Consider the following 19462-nt stretch of genomic DNA (forward strand, 5'->3'; position numbering starts at 1 on the left):
CATCTGCCCGCTAGCGGGGCGATCGAGAGGCTGCATTGATGCGCAAGGCTGCTCTTCGCCTCCTGTTCTGCGTATGTACGGCTCTGCTGACAGGAGGGCTCGTCGGCACGACCGCGTGGGGAAAGCCCCCGACTGACGTCGCCGTCATCGCACACCCTGGCGTCGCCCTGCAGGAGCTGGACCGAGACACTCTCAGGGCGATCTTTGCCATGCGTCTTCGCACCTGGCCCGACGGCCATGCGGCGGAAGTTTACGTACTGGCCAACGACGACCCGGTTCACGGGGCCTTCGTCAAACAATGGCTCTCCGTCTATCCCCACCAACTGCAGTTGGCATGGGACCGCATTGTTTTTTCCGGCACTGGCCAGGCACCCCACCGCGTGCGCAGCCAGCGGGACATGATTGACACGGTGGCGTCCACCCCAGGTGCCATCGGCTACATCGAAAGGGAGTACCTGGATGAGCGCGTCCAAGCCATCAGCAGGGATTAGCGAAGCGCTATCAGCTTGCCGCGAGCCATTTTCGCCTGGCATCCACGGCGGCCACTATCATGCCACGGGGCGAGTGCCTCAACGCCATGGCCTACTCCGCGTATCGCCGGCCCGGCTAGGCCTGTTGGCGACGCTGGTGCTGTCCTGCCAGGCCAAGGCACATGCCAGCCCGTTGGACACTGTTCAGGTTCATGGTTTCCTCAGCCAGGCGCTGGTCATCACCGACGACAACAACATGTTTGGTGACAGCAGCGACAGCGGCGGCAGCTGGGACTATACAGAGCTGGGCATCAACGCATCGATTCGGCCCACGGAGAACCTGCTGCTCGCAGCACAGGCATTGAGTCGTCGCGCCGGCGGGATCGACAATGGCTCCATCGAGCTCGACTACGGGATCGCCGACTGGCAGCTGCTGTCCAACACAGAGCGCACCTTCGGCGTGCAACTTGGGCGCTTCAAGAACCCTTTCGGCTTCTATAACCAGACCCGTGACGTTGCCTTCACTCGCCCCAGTATCCTGCTTCCCCAGTCGATCTACTTCGATCGCACACGTTCGCTGGGACTTTCCGCCGACGGCCTGAAGCTCTATCACGAAGAGCGCATCAATGATGGCGTGATTCATACCCAGCTCGGAGTCGGCCAGGCTCAGGTCGACGATGACGTCGAAGAGGTCCTCGGCCTGGATGTCCTGCCAGGCTCCTTCGACGCCGATACCTCGCTGGTGGGTCAGGTCCGCTATGAACATGATGGTGGACGCATGGTGTTCGCCTTGAGTGCCGCGTCCGTCAAGGCCGACTATGACTCTCCCGGAGCCTTTCCCGGAGACGGCACGCTGGACTTCCAACCCTGGATATTTTCTGCGCAATACAATGCCGAGCAATGGAGTCTGACGGCGGAGTATGCCCTGCGCGATGTCGAGCTGGCCGGGTTCAATGCGTTCGAGGACAACAAGAACCAGGGCGAAAGCTGGTACGTGCAGTACCGTCGCCGTTTTCTCGACGACTGGCGCTGGCTGATTCGCTACGACAGCCTGGTCAACGACCGCGATGACCGTAACGGCAACGACTACGAACGCGAGGGCCGTGGGCCGAGCTATTCCCAGTACGCCAACGACTGGACCTTCGGGTTGCAGTGGCAGCCCCATAGCCGCGTCATGCTGGCGGGGGAGTACCACCACGTGGACGGCACTGCCTGGCTGCCGGTGCAGGACAATCCGGACCCGCGTGATACAGAGCGCAGCTGGGACATGTGGCTCTTTCAGCTGTCGTTGAGGTTCTGATGTCACGTGCTTCCGATAGCCGATCCCAGCGCTTGCGCCTGGGCTTGACCTGGCGTGTGGTGACGCTGACCAGCCTATTGCTGGTCGCCCTGGCGGTGCTCTTCACGTACCTCTCCTACACCAACCTCACGCGGCAGTTCACGGCCTCTCGCCAGGAACAGATCGAGCGCCAGCAACGAGAGCTCGAATTTGCCATCCGCCGCTCGGAGAACGGCTTGCAGCAGCTGGCGGGACTCATTGCCGCGTCTCCTGACCTGGGTCCCGCACTACGCCGCCCCACTCTGCCCTCGTCGGCTGCCGAGCTGTCACCGGATCTGGCATCGCTGTGGCCCTCACTGCAGCTGGAAGCCGGCGTTGAACGCATGCTGGTGTACGACGACCAGGCTGGCCAGGTCATGGCGCTGGGAGGCGAACCGGACCAGCAGGCGCCCTCTCGCTACACGCGCTGGATGACCACCGTCATGCGTGAGGAGCGCCCCTTATCCCCTCTTGAGTGTGCCCCCCAGTGCCGCCAGTATGCCGTGGTCCCCATTCTGGCCGATGGCGGCAGTTCCGGAGCTTTGCTGCTATCGCGTTCCCTGGCCGACGTGACCCGCCAGACCCGCGATATCTCGACCAGCGAGGTGGCGCTGATCAGCCTTGTGGCCAGCGACGACCAAGGGCCAGGCACCCAGGCCGAGCGACAGCTGCCTGACTGGCAAGGGCGCGTGCAGGCCGTGACCAATGCGCCCCACAGCCTGGCGCTGCTCAGGCAGGCAAGTCGCAAGGGCTCGCTCGAGGACCTGGCGCGAACGCCACTGCGCATACAGCAGGACGGTCGCCATCTCGAGCTGTCGGCTGTGCCGCTGACCTCATCCTCCGGAACACGTGCGCCCGCCTACTTTGTGCTGATGTCCGACATCACCACGCAGATTCATGCCATCCAGCTGGACACCCGCACCCAGATGATCGCGAGCCTGTTTGGCTGGCTATCGGCTGAACTGCTGCTGCTGGCGATTCTGCTGCGGCCCATGGCCCGCCTGCGCCGCGTGGCCTCGGTGCTGCCGTTACTGGCTCGAGGCGGCTTCTCCCAGGCGCGTGATGCACTGCCGCTGGCGCCACGCCGCCTACCGGACGAGATCGATGTGCTGGAAGCCAGCACACTGACCCTCGCCGACCATCTCGAGCGCCTGCAACAGCAGGTCAGCCAGCGTGGCGAAGAGCTGGCTCGCCGGATCGAGGAGCTGGCCCGGGAGCGAGACTTCATCAGCAGCCTGATCGATACCGCCCAGGTCTATATCCTGACCCAGGACGAGGAAGGACGTATCGACATGATCAACGCCTACCTCGAACAGCAGCTGAGCTGTCCGTCTCGCGAACTGCTGGGACGCCGTTTCGACGACATCTTCGATGCTGCGCTGGAGGCCACCACGCCAGGCTCGTCCCGACTGCAGGAGGAGCGGACCCTGACCCTGCCCGATGGTGAGCTACGCACCATCATCTGGTACCACAGCCCCCTACTGGGCCGCGACAGCACGTCTCTGGCACGGATTTCGGTCGGCCTTGATATCACTGAACGCAAGGCGGCCGAGTCTCGCCTGACCTGGCTCGCCGAGCGCGATCCGCTCACTGAGCTTTACAATCGACGCTTCTTCCTCGAATCCCTTCGGCGCGCATTGAGCCGCGGCGAACACGGTGCAGTGATGCTGCTGGATCTGGACCAGTTCAAGGAGGTCAATGAACTCAGCGGTCATCACGCAGGCGACCGCATGCTGCACACCGTGGCCCGGTTGCTGCAGCAGGAGTATGCCCACCGTGGGGTGATCGCACGTCTCGGGGGAGATGAGTTTGCGTTGCTGCTGAATGGCGTGGACGAGGATCATGCCATACGCATTGCCCAGCACCTGAACCAGCTGTTCGAAAGCCTCGGCTTTGTTGCCGAAGGCCGCCGCCACAGGATCACTGCCAGCATCGGCATCGTCCCCTTCCCCAGTGAAGGGGCCACACCTGCAGACCTGATGGCCAGCGCCGACGTGGCCATGTACAAGGCCAAGGCCAGCAACCTCCAACGCTGGCACCTGCTGGCCACGCTGGAGAATGCTCGTGACGAGTTGAATGAGCGCGTCTACTGGGTCGACCGTATCCGCCGTGCGCTGGTCGACGGCGACTTTGTGTTGATGGTGCAACCCATCGTCAAGCTTGAAGACCGCTCCATCCGTCACTATGAGGTGCTGCTGAGGTTGCGTGATGACGATGGCAGCCTGATCTCTCCCGCTCGCTTTATCCCGGTGGCAGAGCACTCCGGTCAGATCGTTGCCATCGATCGCTGGGTGCTGCACCACTGCGTGCACGCCCTGGCACGCCTTGACGGCATCAGCCTGGCGGTGAACCTGTCCGGCCAGTCACTGCATGACGAGGGTCTCAAGCAATTCCTGGCGGACTTGCTTGAGACCAGCCAGGCGGATCCCCACCACCTGGTGCTGGAAGTCACCGAAACCGCTGCCGTGACCGACTTTTCGACGGCACGAGGCGTACTGCAGAGCGTTCGCGACCTGGGCTGCCGTACGGCGCTGGATGACTTCGGGGTGGGCTTCTCGAGCTTCCACTACCTGGGTCAGCTGCCCGTCGACTACATCAAGATCGATGGCTCCTTCATCCGTAGCCTGGCCACCAGCCCCGATAGTCGTGTCATCGTCAAGGCGGTTTCCGACATTGCCACCGGCTTCGGCAAGCAGGCCGTCGCCGAGTTTGTGGATCAGGAGGCCCTGATCCCTCTGCTGTCGTCTTACAACATTGCCTACGGCCAGGGCTATCACCTGGGCCGCCCGGTGCCGTTCGAAGAGGTCTTCGACTTCAATCCGGTGAACAATACGCACCACGGGAAATAGTGCATATTAAAGGGACCTTAATAACAAGGGGAGGAGCGCATCTTGAGCGGGTATGCCACCTCCCCGCGACAGGCAGGAACCGACAACAGGGAGGTCACCGTCCATGCCAGCAGATGAGGCGCACAGTTCGACGCAGCGGCAACGCTTGCTAGAGCAATTTGCCGATCAATTTCGCGTCATTCTTGTACGTACCGCCGAGGACCGTGAGCGGGTCTATTCTCTGCGCCACGATGTGTTTCTACGCGAGCTGAACTACGCGTTGCCTGGCAGCCATGACGCCAATCAGGAGCACGATGACTTCGACGACCAGGCCTTGCACTGCCTGGTCGAGCACCGGGCCAGTGGACTCGCTGCCGGGTGCGTGAGACTGGTGTTTCCGCCGCCGGATCGCCCTGACCACCTGCCCGTCATCGATGCCACTCGACATGTATTCAGCAACCGAGAGCTTCACCCCCAGCAACATCAAGGCCGCGACGTCGCAGAGATCTCGCGCCTGGCCATATCACGGCTCTTCCGAGCCCAGGCAGCGGACGAAGACATCCAGCTCGCCCAGTTCCCGCCAGAGGAGCGTCGCGCCTTTCCGCTGATCGTCACCGGTCTGTTTCTCAGTGCCCACGCGCTGGCGGGACTGACCTCTCGTCGCCATCTGTATGCCTTGATGGAACCGCCGCTGGCAAGGCTTTTGACCTTATCCGGGTTTCGCTTCCAATCCGCCAGCGACACCATTCAATACTGCGGGGTCAGGCGCGCCTACTATATCGACAATGATCTCGCCGAGCGCGAACGCAACCCCCTACTCGACCCTCTCTACTACCGCCTGCGTGATTCACTGAGCCGCCAGCTGCCCGCCGCTGCGGAGCCATCCCACGGCCCCGGAGGGTTATGGTACCGATCGTTCGACTGCCTCTCGTGAGCCTGTCTCGCGTACACCTGGCTCACCAGCGCCACAGGCCACTGCGGTGTCTCCTTCTTCCAGCGTCAGTGAAGGTCCCGGGTAAAGACTACCGGTCCAGCCCAGGGTCATGATGGCCAGCACATTGCGATGCTCTCCACTGGCCAGATCTAGGCTGCCGTCGGTGCCTGGCAGGATTCCCGTGGAGGGATCACGACGCTCCAGCAGGATGGCATGCAGCGTCTCCACCAGTGGGTGATCCGCACGTCCCCCGAGCTGCAGCGAGAGCGCGACCTCGGCCACGATATCCGTCTTGACCTGAGCGAGTGCAGAGGACTGGGACACCAGGGCTTCCACCGCCCAGTCGACCGACCGATGTTGGGCAGTGCGCTGATAGTAGCGACTGGCGGCGATCACAAAATGCGTCAGGCCGTAGAGCCAATTGTGATAGTCGGCGGAAGACAGCTCGGCGATCCGCTCCGCCGGGTACTGCGAGCGAAAGGCCGACGCCACGTCGTCACGTAGATCGACGATACCCAGCTCAGCGAGAAACGTCGCCTGATTGGCGACCTGGGCCGCATAGACAGAGATAACCTCGGGGTCGGTCAGGAAGGCGTGCCAGTCGACCTCGTCAAGCGCCCGCTTGAGTGGCGCGTACTGGCCGGGAGGCAGACCCTCCAGCAGACCGTGATACTGAGCCTGGGTCAGCCGAAACAGGATTCCCATCGGCAACATCATCTGTGGATAGTCCGCCAGCATCGCCTTACGCCGCCGCTGCTTGGCCCGAGTCTCGGGATAGCCCTCGAGCAACTGGCGATTACGTGAGCGCAGCGCCGCAGGATCCTCCACCGTGGCGGCGTCACGCGCCAGCTGTTGCAGCAGGCGCTGGGCATACTGACGATTCCAGCAAAGATAGGCCGGATCGCCGGTCAATCGCCACAGTCGCTGCGCATAGTGGCGCTGCTTGTCATTGGGCAGGGATTCCAAGGCTCCATCGTAGCTGGCACGAATCTCGATCGCCGCCTGGCGCGAGCGTGCCTCCAGCACACCTGCCTCATGGACAGGGACCAAGGCGTCGGCAGGTGCGTGGCTAGCAGGTGAATCGTCAGCTACGCGTGTGGATACATCGCCAGCGTCATATGCCGACGCAGGGGACGCCCAGGATAACCCCACCAGCACCACATACAGCAACCTTCGCTGCAGTCGCCGACACCTCTGCCACTGTCCCATTCGCGCCCCCTTGCCCCGGTAACGTCGGCACACCCCCTGTGCACGCCATACAGTGCTTTTCAGACAGGCGGTGCGTTTCTGGCAAGATAGTTGATCACGCCGTCAACGACACTTGCCTAGGGTTTGTACGAAAAGTCGACGAGCGAAGGTTAGACAAGGCAAAAATCGGTGAGAAAGCGCAGTTTACAGGGGGTAAATGAGCATTTTGACCGGGCTGGCGTACCAGCTGATTTTTAACGCCGTATTACCGAGCGCAGGCACTTTTCAGACAAGCCCTAGTGGCCGTCGTCCTCATCAGGCCACAGCCGTGCCGCCTTGCGACGGGACACCAGGCGAACGCGCATCTTGGGGCGTGTCGGTGCAGGACTCAAAGGCGCTTGAGGGGGAGCCGCAGAGGCATCGCGCCGTTGCTCGTGCGTTAACGAAGCTTCAGCCGCTGAGGACGTGTCATCTGGGGGGGAGGCTGACGCAGACGGCTCGATCACGACCCACGCCACCAAGGGCAGCGCCAGCTGCCAGCGGATGGCGGCAAGCCTCAAGCCTAGGGTGGTGGCCAGGGACAGCACGATCCCCAGCATTGGCAGCTCGAGTCGAGTTAACACCACATATACGACCCCACCGGCAATGGCGGCGGTGGCGTACACCTCGCGACACAGCACCATGGGCACGCGACGCGCCAGCACGTCTCTGACCATGCCGCCCGCCACACCGGTAAACAGCCCCATCAGAACAGCGACCAGCCCCGAGGTGTCCAGCAGCAACGCCTTGTTGGCGCCGATGATGACAAACAGCGCGAGGCCGAAGGCGTCGGCTACCGGCAGGACCACCCGGTGGAGACGGTGGATGTAGTGAAAGCCCACCAGGGCGCCCATGACGGTGGCCAGAATGACCCAGAGATAGACAGGATCACGCACCCAGAAAACCGGAGCCACACCGAGCACCAGATCGCGCAGCGTGCCTCCGCCCACGGCGGTGACTGCGGCCAGCACCAGCATGCCGATGGGATCCATGCGCGAACGGCATGCCAGCAAGATACCCGAAAGCGCGAACACGACAGTGCCCGCCAGATCAAGCGCATAGACCAGCTGTGTATCCACTCCTTAGATCCCCTGACACGATTGCCTAACCATCAACTCGGAGCGTACACCGAGCGCGCCCGCTCCAGATGCGCCTGCATCTCGCGAATGGCGGCCCCTTCATCGGCCTTCTTGAGTGCCGCCAGGATGCGCTCGTGCTCTTCCAGCGTCACGTGCTCGCTGCCCTTCCAGTGAATCAGCGAGGTGTGAAACCGGGCCAACCATTCGAACATGGCGCGACTGACGGCGACGAAGATGGGGTTCCCGGTAGACTCGGCGATGGCGACGTGAAAGTCCATATCCGCCGCGATGAAGGCCTTGATGTCTCGGTTGAGCGCACGCCTCTGCTGGGCAACCAGCGCTTCGAGTCGCGCCAGGTCCTTCGGAGCCAGCTTGCGCGCCGCCCTCGCCACCATGCCGACCTCAAAGAACTTCCTGGCCTCTTTCAGGTGATCCAGCGTTGCCGGCTCAGTCGCCAGCAGGTGCATGGCGGTCAGTTCGATCTGCGCCAGCATGCCGTCGGCGCTGGGCGTCAGTACCTTGGGCCGCTGCCCATGATGAATCGCTACCAGGCCGAGGCGTTCCAGAGCCTGCACGGCCTCCCGAATAGCCGGTCGCCCTACCCCAAAGGACTCCATCAGCTCGCGCTCGGAGGGCAGGCTGTCGCCTGGCGCATACGCCCCCTCCAGCAGCTGTTGATACAGCCGGTCAAACACCTCGTCGGACAACTTGCGGCGAGAAATCTTCAACGAGTCGCTCATGGCTCATTTCCTGCACTGTCTGGGCTCGTGGATCGCCTCCATGACGGGGCGCGAGCGTGACACTCGACCAAGGTCGTGTTTGACACTATCGGTCACTTATATTGTCATCATACCAGTTGCACGACGACTTGCCTCCTTCCTCATTCGAACAGGTTACCTGACCATGACCAGCATTGCCTTGATCGGCGCCGGCGGCAAGATGGGCGCCCGCCTCTCCCGCAACCTCTCGTCCTCGGACTTTGAAGTGCGTCATGTGGAAGTCAGCGAGCAGGGGCGCCAGCGCCTTCGCGATGAATTGGGGATCGAGTGCGTCGACAGCGGCGAGCAGGCGGTGAAGGGGGCAGATGTGGTCATCCTGGCCGTGCCCGATACATTGATTCAGAAGATTGCCGCCGACCTTTCGCCGTCCATCGCTCCTGGCACCATGGTGATCTGCCTGGACGCCGCTGCACCGTTTGCCGGTCACCTGCCGGATCGTGACGACCTGGTCTACTTCGTGACCCATCCCTGCCATCCGCCGATCTTCAACGACGAGACCACGCTGGAGGCCAAGCGCGACTATTTTGGCGGCAGCCATGCCACCCAGCACATTGTCAGTGCCTTGATGCAGGGTGACGAACAGCATTTTGCCCTCGGCGAGTCCGTGGCCCGCACCATCTACGCTCCAGTCGGACGCAGCCATCGGGTCAGCGTTGAACAGATGGCCCTGCTTGAGCCCGGTCTGTCCGAGACCGTCTGTGCCACACTGCTATCGGTGATGCGGGAAGCCATGGATGAAGTGGTCGCCCGAGGGGTCAGCCACGAGTGCGCGCGAGACTTCCTGCTCGGCCACCTCAATATCCTGGGCGCGGTGATCTTCGACGAGCAGCCAGGTGCCTTCTCCGATGCTTGCAACAAAGCCATCGAGAACGGCAAGCCGATGCTGATGCGGGACGATTGGAAGCGTGTCTTCGAGCCTGACGCCATCGCTGACAGCATTCAGCGCATCACCTGACGTCCACTCCCGCGTCCCGCTGATCAAGGAGCCCCTGGCATGAGCCGTATCGAAGCCCGCTATCTGATCGAGACTCCGTTCGACGTGGCCCATGCCTGCGACGTCATGGCCGGGGAGCAATCCTGCGGCACCTTTACCCGGCTGGCCGCGGAGACCGACGAGTTGCGCGAGCGCCATGCCGCCAGGGTGGAATCCATCGAGCTGCTCGACAGCGTCACGACGCCGTCCTTGCCCATGCCGACACGCCCCCAACCCGACGGCACGCGCTATCAACGGGCTCGAGTGACGCTGTCCTGGCCGCTGGAGAATCTGGGGCCTTCGCTGACCACGCTGATGGCCACCCTGGCCGGCAACCTGTATGAGTTGAAGGAATTCTCGGGTCTCAGGCTCGAGAGCGTCCAGCTGCCGGATGCCTTTGCCGGAGCGTATCCTGGCCCTCAATTCGGCATCGCCGGCACTCGACAGCTGACCGGGATTGGCCAGGGCCCGCTGATCGGCACCATCATCAAGCCCAGCGTGGGGCTGGACCCACAGGCCACTGCCGGCGTCGTCCAGCAGCTGCTGGATGGCGGGATCGACTTCATCAAGGACGACGAGCTTCAGGCCAATGGTCCCCACAACCCATTGGAGGCTCGCGTCGATGCCATCATGCCGCTGGTCCATGCCCATCAGCAGAAGACCGGTCGCAAGGTCATGGTGGCGTTCAATATCACCGGCGAGATCGACGACATGCGTCGCCACCACGACCACGTGCTGGCCGCTGGCGGCAGCTGTGTCATGGTGGCGCTCAACGCGGTGGGTCTGGCCGGCGTCAGCCACCTGCGCCGTCACTGTCAGCTGCCGATTCATGGCCATCGTGCCGGCTGGGGCATGTTCAGTCGCGACCCACTGCTGGGGATGGACTTCGCCGCCTGGCAAACGTTCTGGCGCCTGGCGGGGGCCGACCACCTTCATGTCAATGGCCTGGCCAACAAGTTCTCGGAGTCTGACGCAAGCGTTGCCGCCAGTGCCAGGGCCTGCCTGACCCCACTGTTTCCCGCTGCTGGCCCTGCCCATACGGTGATGCCGGTGTTCTCCTCCAACCAGACGGCCTGCCAGGCGATCGATACCTGGCGTGCCATGGGCGGCTCCAGCGACATGATCGTCACCGCTGGGGGCGGCATCATGGCACATCCCGGCGGTATTGCCGCCGGCGTCAGGAGCCTGCGTCAGGCCTATGATGCAGCCGCCCAGGGGGTTTCCCTTGCCGAGCATGCGCGCGAGCACCGCGAACTGGCCCAGGCCTTGGAGACCTTCTGCCCATGAGCGAGCTGCTGCTGAGCTACTACGGTGACGATCTGACCGGCTCCACCGATGCACTGGAAGCCCTCGCCAGCCACGGCGTGCCCAGCGTGCTGTTCACCCGCCGCCCCAGTGACGAGCAGCGAGCGCGCTTCGCCCACTGCCAAGCCCTGGGGCTCGCCGGCACCAGCCGCAGCGAATCCAATGAGTGGATGCGCCGCGAGCTCAAGCAGGCCTTCCACTGGCTGGCCCAGCAAGGCGCCGAGCTGACCCACTACAAGACCTGCTCGACCTTCGACAGCAGTCCCGAGGTGGGCAGCATCGGCTGCGCCATGGAAGTGGGCCGCAGCGTCTTCGGCAACACCCCGATTCCGCTGGTGGTCGGCGTGCCACAGATGCGCCGCTACACCGTCTTCGGCGAACTCTTTGCCGCCTACCAGGACCAGGTCTATCGGATTGACCGGCACCCCGTCATGGCGCGTCATCCGGTGACCCCCATGCGAGAAGCCGACCTGCGCCGCCACCTGGGGGAGCAGACAGCGCTGTCGATTGGACTGATCGCCGCGCCAAGCCTGACTCACCCAGATATCGACGACCATGTGGATGAAGCGATGGCGGCGTCATCCGCGGTGCTCTTCGACGTGCTCGAGCCACACCACCAGCAGGCGGTGGGCTACCAGCTGTGGCGGACGCGCCCTGGTGTCACAGGGACCTCTGGTGGCGGCCTCGTGGTGGGCTCTTCAGGGGTGGAATACGCCCTGCTGCGCGAATGGCAGCGCCAGGGCACGCTAGCGGGGCCAGCAGCATTTGCGCCGCTACCCTCGGTGGATCGTATTGCGGTGGTCTCTGGCAGTGTCTCGAGTACCACGGCTCGGCAGATTGACTGGGCCCGACGGCACGCCAACTTTCACACCATTGAAGTGGATGCCAGGCGCCTGGCCGATCCAGTCTCCTGCCAGCAGGTCATGGCCAGCGCGGTGAGCGAGGCCCTTGAGGCATTGAACAAGGGGCGCAGCATCATTGTGCATACCGCCATGGGCCCCGACAGCCACGACGACAGCCTGACGGCGGAATCCAGCCGCCACCGCCTTGGCAAGTCATTGGGCGAGATGCTCAGGCGACTGGTCGATGACCAGGGACTGAGCCGCGTCTGTGTGGCGGGTGGCGATACATCGAGCCACGCCATCGCCGCGCTGGACATCCACGCCCTGACCGTTCGGCTGCCGCTGCCGGACACCCCTGGCTCGCCGCTATGCCAGGCTCACAGCGACGATCCTCGCTACCACGCCCTGGAGGTGGCCTTCAAAGGCGGCCAGATCGGGGGCGACGACTACTTCGAACGCCTGCGGCGGGGCAGCCACATCGCCGACCACGAGCATTAGTCCGGTCGTGCCAGCGCACGGCCACCAAGCGTCATCCCGCAAAGAGGAAACAACAATGACGATGTCCCAACGCCACGCTCTCTCGCTTCATCCTGCTCAACAGCGCTCTCGCAAGCGCCCACATACGCGCTCTCGCAAGCCCTATCGCCCGGCACTTCTGGGCACCACGGCGCTCAGGCCATGTCTGCTGGCGGTGGCCACCGCTCTGTTCTCGCTACCGGCACTGGCCGCCCAGACCATCACCGTGGGCCACACCACGTCGGACAGCTCGCACTACTCAGAGGGCATCGATGCCTTCAAGGCCACCCTGGAGGAGCTGTCCGGGGGAGAGTTCACCGTCAATGAGCAATCCTCCGGCGCGCTTGGCGGCGAACGCGCCATGATCGAGGGGCTGCAGATCGGCACCATCGATGCCGTCGTCACCTCCACCGGCCCCCTCGGCAACTTTGTGCCGGAGACCTATGTGCTCGACCTGCCGTTCCTGTTCAAGGACTACGCCCATGCCCGCTGCGTGCTGGATGGTGAGGTGGGCCAGGACCTGCTGGACAAGATCGGCGAACATGACCTCGTGGGACTCGCCTGGACCGAAAACGGCTTCCGCCACATGACCAACAGTCAGCGTGATATCAACACTCCGGAAGACGCCCAGGGGCTGAAGATTCGCACCATGGAAAACGAGATGCACATGGCCGCGTTTAACGAGATGGGCGTGCACCCCACGCCGATGGCCTTCCCGGAGCTGTTTACCGCACTGCAACAGGGCACCGTCGACGGCCAGGAAAACCCCATTTCGGTGATTCTCACCGGTAACCTGTGGGAAGTGCAGGACCGTCTGTCGCTGACCGGCCATGTCTATTCGCCGGCCATCATGCTGGCCTCGCCAATCCTGTGGGACGGCCTCACCGACGAACAGAAGGGCTGGTTCATGGAAGCCGCCCACGCCGGTGCCGAAGCGACCCGCGCCATGGTCTCCCGACTCGAGACCGAGGGCGTGGAAGAGCTCAAGGCCAAGGGCATGACCGTGGTCGAGGACATCGACAAGGCACAGTTCCAGGCAGCCGTCGAGCCGTCTTACTCGGTCTATACCGATGAGTACGGCTCCGAGATGCTCGACCGCATTCGCGCCAGCGACTGCGGCAACTGATCTCGCGGGGTCGTCCGGGGTGACTCGGACGCGCCTGGCCAGCTCGCGCCTGTCGCGGGCTGGCCAGGCGCTCCCCGTGGCCGACTCCCTGTCACTCGAGATGAGGAACGTCTCATGCTGGATCTGTTCTTCCGCTTCGAGCGCGCCGTTTCCCAGATCGCCCTGTACGCAGCGGTGCTGATGCTGGTGGCCTCGGTCAGTCTTGGCTTCTACCAGGTGCTGACGCGCTTTGTTTTCGATGCGCCGTCTACCTGGTCCGAGGTGATGGCCCGCTCCACCATGATCTGGTGCGTCTTTCTGGGTGCTGCTGCCACCTTCCGCGGCGGCTACATGATGGCCGTCGAGGTGATCTACAAGCTGGTGCCGGCCCCTGCGCTGAAGGTGCTGGAAAGCGTGATTGCCCTGTGCTGCATGATCGTGCTGGCGATCCTGGTGATCTATGGCTATCAAATGACCCTGCGGGTACAGAACCAGATGCTCTCTGGGGTTGGCATTTCGATCGCCTGGATCTATGCCGCCATCCCGATCGGCGCGGCCTTCTCGCTGCTGTCGGTGATCACTCGCCTGGTCGCCCAGTTGACCGGGCGCGAGACGATCGGCGTAGCCGACGCCGAAGCCCCCCTGGCACCGCCGGCGACGCCTCCCTCTGCATCCACCAGTACTGCATCCACTACCTCGACCGCCAGCGCTGCCGACGAGGGGAGGAAGACACCATGAATGCTGCCATTGGCCTGTCGCTGATCATCCTGTTTGCCCTTGGCGTACCGATTGCCGTCTCGATTCTGCTGGCGTCGGTCATCGGCATCGAATTCTTTACCCGCTTCCCACTGCTGATGGTGCCCCAGCAGATGTTTGTCGGCATCGACAACTTCCCGCTGATGGCGATTCCCTTCTTTATCCTGGCTGGCAACCTGATGGCCGCCGGTGGCATTTCCCAGCGCCTGGTCGACCTTGCCAAGTCCATCGTGGGGGGCCTGCAAGGCGGCCTGGCCATGACCTGCGTGCTGACCTGCATGCTGTTCGCTGCGGTATCGGGCTCGAGCGTGGCCACCACCTTTGCCATTGGTTCGATCCTGATCCCGGCGATGGTCGCCCATGACTATCCGCGCCCCCTGGCCGCCTCCATTCAGGCGTCCTCGGCGGAACTGGGGGTACTGATCCCTCCGTCCATTCCGCTGATTCTCTACGGCGTCAGCACCGACACCTCGATTGGGCGCCTGTTTATCGCGGGGATCGGGCCGGGGCTGCTGATCGGGTCGGCGCTGCTGCTGTTTCTCTACGTCTTCTGCAAGCTCAGAGGCTATGGCCTGCGTGACCGCGAAGATCGTGCCTCCTTTGGTTCCTCGCTGCGGCGCGCCTGGGCGGCCTTGCTGATGCCGGTAGTCGTGATCGGCGGTATCTACGGTGGGGTCTTCACCCCCACCGAGGCCTCTGCAGTGGCGGTGTTCTATGCACTGATCGTCGGCGGGCTGGTCTACCGTGAACTTCCCCTGCGCGAACTGTTGCCGATTCTGCGCCAGAGCGTCATCTCTACCGCCACCGTGATGCTGATCATCTCTGCCGCCGCTCTGTTCAGCTTCCTGATCAGCCGCTCGGGACTGCCTGGGGAGGTCGCCGCCTGGGTCACCCAGGTGTTCGAGAGCCCGGTAAGCTTCCTGCTGGCGGTCAACGTGATGCTGCTGGTGATCGGCATGTTTGTCGAAACCTCGGCAGCCATTCTGGTGCTGGCTCCTATCTTCACGCCTATCGCCGTGCAGTACGGCATCGACCCGGTGCACTTCGGGCTGATCGTGGTGGTCAACCTGGCGCTCGGCATGTTCACCCCGCCGCTAGGCGTCAATCTGTTCGCCGCCTGCGCCGTCGCCAAACTGTCCATCGACCAGCTGATTCCGTGGCTCGCGCGCTTTGTTCTGGTCGTGCTGGCCTGCCTGATGGCCATCACCTACCTGCCCTGGATCTCGTTGGGCCTGGTAGACCTGCTGTACTGACACCCTTTACCTCGCCTTAGCCCGCGTCGCCCGGCGCGGGTCCTCTCATCCCTGCGGAGACCTTCATGAACACACTTCCCGTCCAGCCACCGTCCGGCGCTCTGATTGGCGGTCAATGGCATGCCACCAGCGAGACACTCGAGGTCTTGCGTCCCGCCAGCGGCGACCCGATTGCCCGTATCGCCGCCAGCACTGCCGACGATGTCGATGCCGCGGTGGCGGCCGCCCGAGCGGCATTCGCCGGGGAGCTGGGTAGCTGGGCAAGCTGGTCTGCCCGGGCACGCAGTGAATGGCTGTACCGCTTCAGCCAGGCCATCGACGCCGATGCCGACCATCTCGCGGCACTTGAATGCGCCGATACCGGCAAGCCCATCAGTCAGGCACGGGGCGACATCGCCGCCTGCGCGCGCTACTTCCGCTTCTATGCAGGCGCGGCGGACAAGCTTCACGGCGAGACGATTCCCTTCGACCCTGACTACGCGGTGATGACGCTGCGGGAACCCTACGGCGTCTGCGCCCAGATCATCCCTTGGAACTATCCCGCCCAGATCTTCGGACGCTGCGTGGCGGCAGCGCTGGCGGCGGGCAATACCTGCGTGTTGAAACCCGCCGAGGATGCCTGCCTCAGCGTGCTGCGACTCGCCGAGCTGGCCGTCGACACGGGCCTGCCCGACGGCGCCCTCAACGTGGTCCCGGGTCTCGGTCGCGTCGCCGGCGCTGCCCTGGCGGAGCATCCCGATATCGATCACCTGTCCTTCACCGGCTCCCCCGACACCGGCACGCTGGTCACCCAGGCGGCGGCGGTCCACCACGTCCCGGTCACCCTGGAGCTCGGTGGCAAGTCGCCCCAGCTGCTGTTCGCCGACGCGGATCGCCAGAGCGCCCTGGACGCCGTGGTGCGAGGCATCATTCAGAATGCCGGACAGACCTGTTCAGCCGGCAGTCGCCTGCTGGTCGAAGCCAGCATTCATGACGAGGTGGTCGACGCCCTGGCCCGCCGCTTCGAGGCGCTGGTATGCGATACCGGCGAGCAGGACCCGGACTGCGGCGCGCTGATCAATGCCCGTCAGCGAGACAAGGTGATGACCTTGATCGAGGCAGCGACAGAGGACGGCATCCAGATCGCTGCCCGTGGCCGCCTTGCCGACGATGCCCCTGCTGCCGGCCACTTTGTCGTGCCTCACCTGCTGACACAGGTCCCCGAAGGCCACAGCGTCAGCCGCGAAGAGCTGTTCGGGCCGGTACTGGTAGTGCAGCCGTTCGCGGATGAAGCCGAGGCGGTACGTCTTGCCAATTCTACCGACTTCGGCCTGTGCGCTGGCGTATGGACCCGTGACGGCGGCCGCCAGCTGCGCCTGGCCAAGGCCATTCGCTCCGGCCAGGTGTTCGTCAACAACTACGGCGCTGCAGGGGGCATCGAACTGCCGTTCGGCGGCGTCGGCAAGTCCGGGCACGGCAGGGAAAAGGGCTTCGAAGGCCTCAAGAGCTACACTCGACTAAAGACCGTGGCCATTCGCCACGGATGAGCCACGGAGGCGTCGCCTCTGTGCCGCCTCATGACAGCTTCATCTACCATAAGGAACCGGGAATGACCTCTTCTGTTCATGTAGGCCTGATCGGCGTGGGCCTGATGGGCCATGGCATCGCTCAAAGCCTGCTGCGTCAAGGACATCGGCTGAGCTATCTGGATCACCCAGGCAACCAGCCCTGCGATGACCTTCAGACGGCCGGCGCCACGCCACTGGAAACACCGCGAGACGTGGCCTCTGCTGCAGAGCTGGTCATCCTCTGTGTCACCGGCACCCCCCAGGTGGAAAGCGTACTGTTCGACCCCCAGGGGGTTCTGCAAGGGCTCAAGCCCGAGCAGATCGTCGTCGACTGCTCCACCGCCATTCCCAGCTCCACGCAGGCGATTGAAGCTCGCGTGCGGGAGGCAGGGGGCCGCTTCGTTGACGCCGCCATGACACGAACGCCCAAAGAGGCCGCAGAGGGGCGACTCAACCTCATCGTGGGCGCGGACAAGGCGCTGTTCGACGAATTGACGCCGCTGTTTTCGGCGTTTGCCGAGCACATCACCCACGGCGGCCCCGTCGGGGCAGGCCATACCTTGAAGCTGCTGCACAATTTTGTCTCCTTGGGATTCACTGCCGTGCTGGCCGAGGCCAGCGCCGCCTCGCAGCGGGCGGGCATCGACAACAGCGTGCTGCTGGAGGTACTGGGCAACGGTGGCGGCGGCGGTGTGGTGCTGGAGCGGCTGCGACCGTATCTGGTGGACGCCGATCCCTCGGGCTTTCGTTTCAGCCTGTCGAACTCGCTCAAGGATGTGGGCTACTACCACAGCATGAGCAAGGACCTGGGAGCCTCACGCCAGATGGGCCAGGCCGTCCATCAGCTGTATGCCGATATCGTGGCCGAGGGCAACGGCGAACGACTGCTGCCTGAGCTGATCAGCCTGCTGGCCGACGCCTCGACTCAGCGAATGGACTGAGGAGTCGCCTCCCGCCATCACGGCCAGCGCATTTGACGCCCGCTTTCCACACCACTGACAATCGCCAGGAGTCTCCATGAAGATCCAGCGCATTGATACCTTGCGTCCGAAGGCTCGGCCCTCGCTGATCTGGGTGCGTCTGCACACCGAGGACGGGCTGATCGGCCTGGGAGAAAGCTGATTTGGCTGCGACGCCATCGAAGCCGACATTCATGGCCGCCTGGCGCCCCTGCTGCTGGGCGAGGACGCCCGTCGTATCGAAGCCCTGCACCGCAAGATGCAGCCCTACGTGGGCTTCACCGGCACCAGCGCCGAAACCCGCGCGCTGTCTGCGGTCGACGTGGCACTGTGGGACCTGGCGGGACAGCGGGCAGGCTTGCCACTGCACGACCTTCTGGGGGGCAAGAGCCGTGACCGGGTGCCGCTCTACAACACCTGTGCGGGTCCCGACTACGTGTCCCAGTCAGCCGACGTGCGGCCGGGAAATTTCGGTCTGGGGAGCGGGGCCGCAGCGGCATCCGTCCAGGCCCGACCACGTTACGAGGATCTACAGGGATTTCTCGAAAGTCCGGCAGAGCTCGCCTCGGAGCTGCTCGACATGGGCATTTCGGCGATGAAGATCTGGCCCTTCGATTTCGCCGAAGGCGCCCACGATGGCATGACCATCTCGCCCCAGGATCTCAACCGCGCCCTATGGCCGTTCGAGGAGATCCGCCGAGTCCATGGCGATCGCATGCGTCTCAAGGCCGAGCTGCATGGACTCTGGAGCGTGAACGCCGCTGGCCGGATTTGCCGTGCGCTGGCGCCTATCGATCCCGACTGGGTTGAAGACCCGCTGTGGATGGATCGCTTCGATCCGTTAAGCGAACTGGCCGACATCGGAATACCGCTGGCAGGAGGAGAAACGCTGGGCGGGCTCGGCCAGATACGTGACCTGCTGCAGCGCGGCCGTATCCACACGCCGATCATCGATGTCACCTGGGGCTGAGGCATCACCTTTGCCCGCAAGGCCGCCGCCCTGGCGGAGGCAGAGGCGCGACCGATCGCCTTCCATGACTGTTCAGGCCCAATCACCCTGGCCGTTTCCACCCACCTGGCCATGGCCCTGCCCAACGTGGCCGAACAGGAGTTCACCCGCGCCTTCTACTATGGCTGGTACGGCGACTGCATCGACGGGCTCCCCCCCATCGAAAACGGCATGATCCGCGTCAGCGGCGAAGCGGGACTGGGGGTGAGGTTGAAGGTAGATACCGAAGGCGCGGATAACGCTGTCAGCTGTACCACCAGCCAAGGCTGACGCGACATTTCAGACTCGCCGGACGCTCGAGCGCCCTCCATGTCACGTTACCAGTCGGCCAACCATTTCAACGGCCTGTCCAGCACGCCTCATTCTGCTAAAGCACACTCTCGCATTTTCAACGTTGCCCTCTAGTCGACTGGTCTATAGTATCGCCGCAACGCTTTTAAAATGTCTTTCATGTGCTGCTGAACGCGCCAGGACAGGCGGTCACGCCCTGACCAAGGTAAAACGCGGTACACGACGGCGCCTATAACAACAACGTATCCAAGACCGCTCGACAGACCAGCAA

The 19462-nt window shown here is 63.7% G+C and carries 15 protein-coding genes and 1 pseudogene; 13 read left to right on the forward strand and 3 right to left on the reverse strand.

The annotated features are described in order from the left end of the window. Window positions 1-38 precede the first annotated feature (38 nt). The 4 genes from KUV72_RS05330 to KUV72_RS05345 all read left to right on the forward strand — a co-directional run bounded on the left by KUV72_RS05330 (window position 39) and on the right by KUV72_RS05345 (window position 5550). Entirely contained in the window at window positions 39-491 is a 453-nt protein-coding gene (locus KUV72_RS05330) for a hypothetical protein (RefSeq protein ID WP_224851969.1), read from the forward strand. Then, complete coding sequence (locus KUV72_RS05335) at window positions 460-1770, forward strand: hypothetical protein (RefSeq protein WP_261317355.1); 1311 nt, start codon at window positions 460-462, stop codon at window positions 1768-1770. Before KUV72_RS05330 ends, KUV72_RS05335 begins: the two co-directional genes overlap by 32 nt. Beyond that, window positions 1770-4637: an EAL domain-containing protein gene (locus KUV72_RS05340; protein WP_222237664.1), complete on the forward strand. Its 2868-nt coding sequence runs from the start codon at window positions 1770-1772 to the stop codon at window positions 4635-4637. Before KUV72_RS05335 ends, KUV72_RS05340 begins: the two co-directional genes overlap by 1 nt. 103 nt (window positions 4638-4740) lie before the next feature. Continuing rightward, complete coding sequence (locus KUV72_RS05345; protein WP_206941442.1) at window positions 4741-5550, forward strand: PEP-CTERM/exosortase system-associated acyltransferase; 810 nt, start codon at window positions 4741-4743, stop codon at window positions 5548-5550. Here the strand turns inward: KUV72_RS05345 and KUV72_RS05350 are convergent. The 3 genes from KUV72_RS05350 to nanR form a co-directional block, all read right to left on the reverse strand. Further along, entirely contained in the window at window positions 5518-6576 is a 1059-nt protein-coding gene (locus KUV72_RS05350) for a DUF3541 domain-containing protein (RefSeq protein WP_222237665.1), read from the reverse strand. The two genes, KUV72_RS05345 and KUV72_RS05350, sit on opposite strands and share 33 nt — an antisense overlap. 458 nt (window positions 6577-7034) lie before the next feature. After that, on the reverse strand, window positions 7035-7856 hold the full coding sequence (locus KUV72_RS05355) for a trimeric intracellular cation channel family protein (protein ID WP_315857855.1): 822 nt from the start codon (window positions 7854-7856) through the stop codon (window positions 7035-7037). A 32-nt stretch (window positions 7857-7888) separates the two neighbouring features. Further along, on the reverse strand, window positions 7889-8596 hold the full coding sequence (gene nanR / locus KUV72_RS05360) for a transcriptional regulator NanR (RefSeq protein WP_206941446.1): 708 nt from the start codon (window positions 8594-8596) through the stop codon (window positions 7889-7891). A 163-nt stretch (window positions 8597-8759) separates the two neighbouring features. Between nanR and KUV72_RS05365 the strand changes: the two genes are divergently transcribed. From KUV72_RS05365 to KUV72_RS05405, 9 genes and pseudogenes are all read left to right on the forward strand, one after another. Beyond that, window positions 8760-9590 carry a phosphogluconate dehydrogenase C-terminal domain-containing protein gene (locus KUV72_RS05365; protein ID WP_206941448.1) on the forward strand — a complete coding sequence of 277 codons (831 nt, stop codon included), beginning with the start codon at window positions 8760-8762 and terminating at the stop codon, window positions 9588-9590. Window positions 9591-9629: 39 nt separating this feature from the next. Then, complete coding sequence (locus KUV72_RS05370; RefSeq protein ID WP_222237666.1) at window positions 9630-10895, forward strand: ribulose-bisphosphate carboxylase large subunit family protein; 1266 nt, start codon at window positions 9630-9632, stop codon at window positions 10893-10895. Beyond that, window positions 10892-12253: a four-carbon acid sugar kinase family protein gene (locus KUV72_RS05375; protein WP_222237667.1), complete on the forward strand. Its 1362-nt coding sequence runs from the start codon at window positions 10892-10894 to the stop codon at window positions 12251-12253. The genes KUV72_RS05370 and KUV72_RS05375 overlap by 4 nt, the downstream gene beginning before the upstream one ends. 55 nt (window positions 12254-12308) lie before the next feature. Continuing rightward, window positions 12309-13397, forward strand: coding sequence for a TRAP transporter substrate-binding protein (locus KUV72_RS05380; protein ID WP_261317356.1), 1089 nt, complete (start codon window positions 12309-12311; stop codon window positions 13395-13397). A 114-nt stretch (window positions 13398-13511) separates the two neighbouring features. Further along, window positions 13512-14114 carry a TRAP transporter small permease gene (locus KUV72_RS05385; protein ID WP_222237668.1) on the forward strand — a complete coding sequence of 201 codons (603 nt, stop codon included), beginning with the start codon at window positions 13512-13514 and terminating at the stop codon, window positions 14112-14114. Next, a complete protein-coding gene (locus KUV72_RS05390; RefSeq protein ID WP_206941456.1) occupies window positions 14111-15385 on the forward strand; it encodes a TRAP transporter large permease in 1275 nt (424 codons plus the stop codon). The genes KUV72_RS05385 and KUV72_RS05390 overlap by 4 nt, the downstream gene beginning before the upstream one ends. A gap of 65 nt (window positions 15386-15450) precedes the next feature. Beyond that, a complete protein-coding gene (locus KUV72_RS05395) occupies window positions 15451-16911 on the forward strand; it encodes an aldehyde dehydrogenase family protein (RefSeq protein ID WP_222237669.1) in 1461 nt (486 codons plus the stop codon). Window positions 16912-16973: 62 nt separating this feature from the next. Further along, window positions 16974-17873 (forward strand): NAD(P)-dependent oxidoreductase, encoded by a 900-nt coding sequence (locus tag KUV72_RS05400; protein ID WP_222237670.1) that lies wholly within the window; start codon window positions 16974-16976, stop codon window positions 17871-17873. Between the two features lie 196 nt (window positions 17874-18069). Continuing rightward, window positions 18070-19170 (forward strand): annotated as a pseudogene (locus KUV72_RS05405) (mandelate racemase/muconate lactonizing enzyme family protein). Window positions 19171-19462: the final 292 nt, after the last annotated feature.

Source organism: Halomonas sp. DP4Y7-1 (genome assembly GCF_019800705.1).
Lineage (GTDB): Bacteria > Pseudomonadota > Gammaproteobacteria > Pseudomonadales > Halomonadaceae > Halomonas > Halomonas litopenaei_A.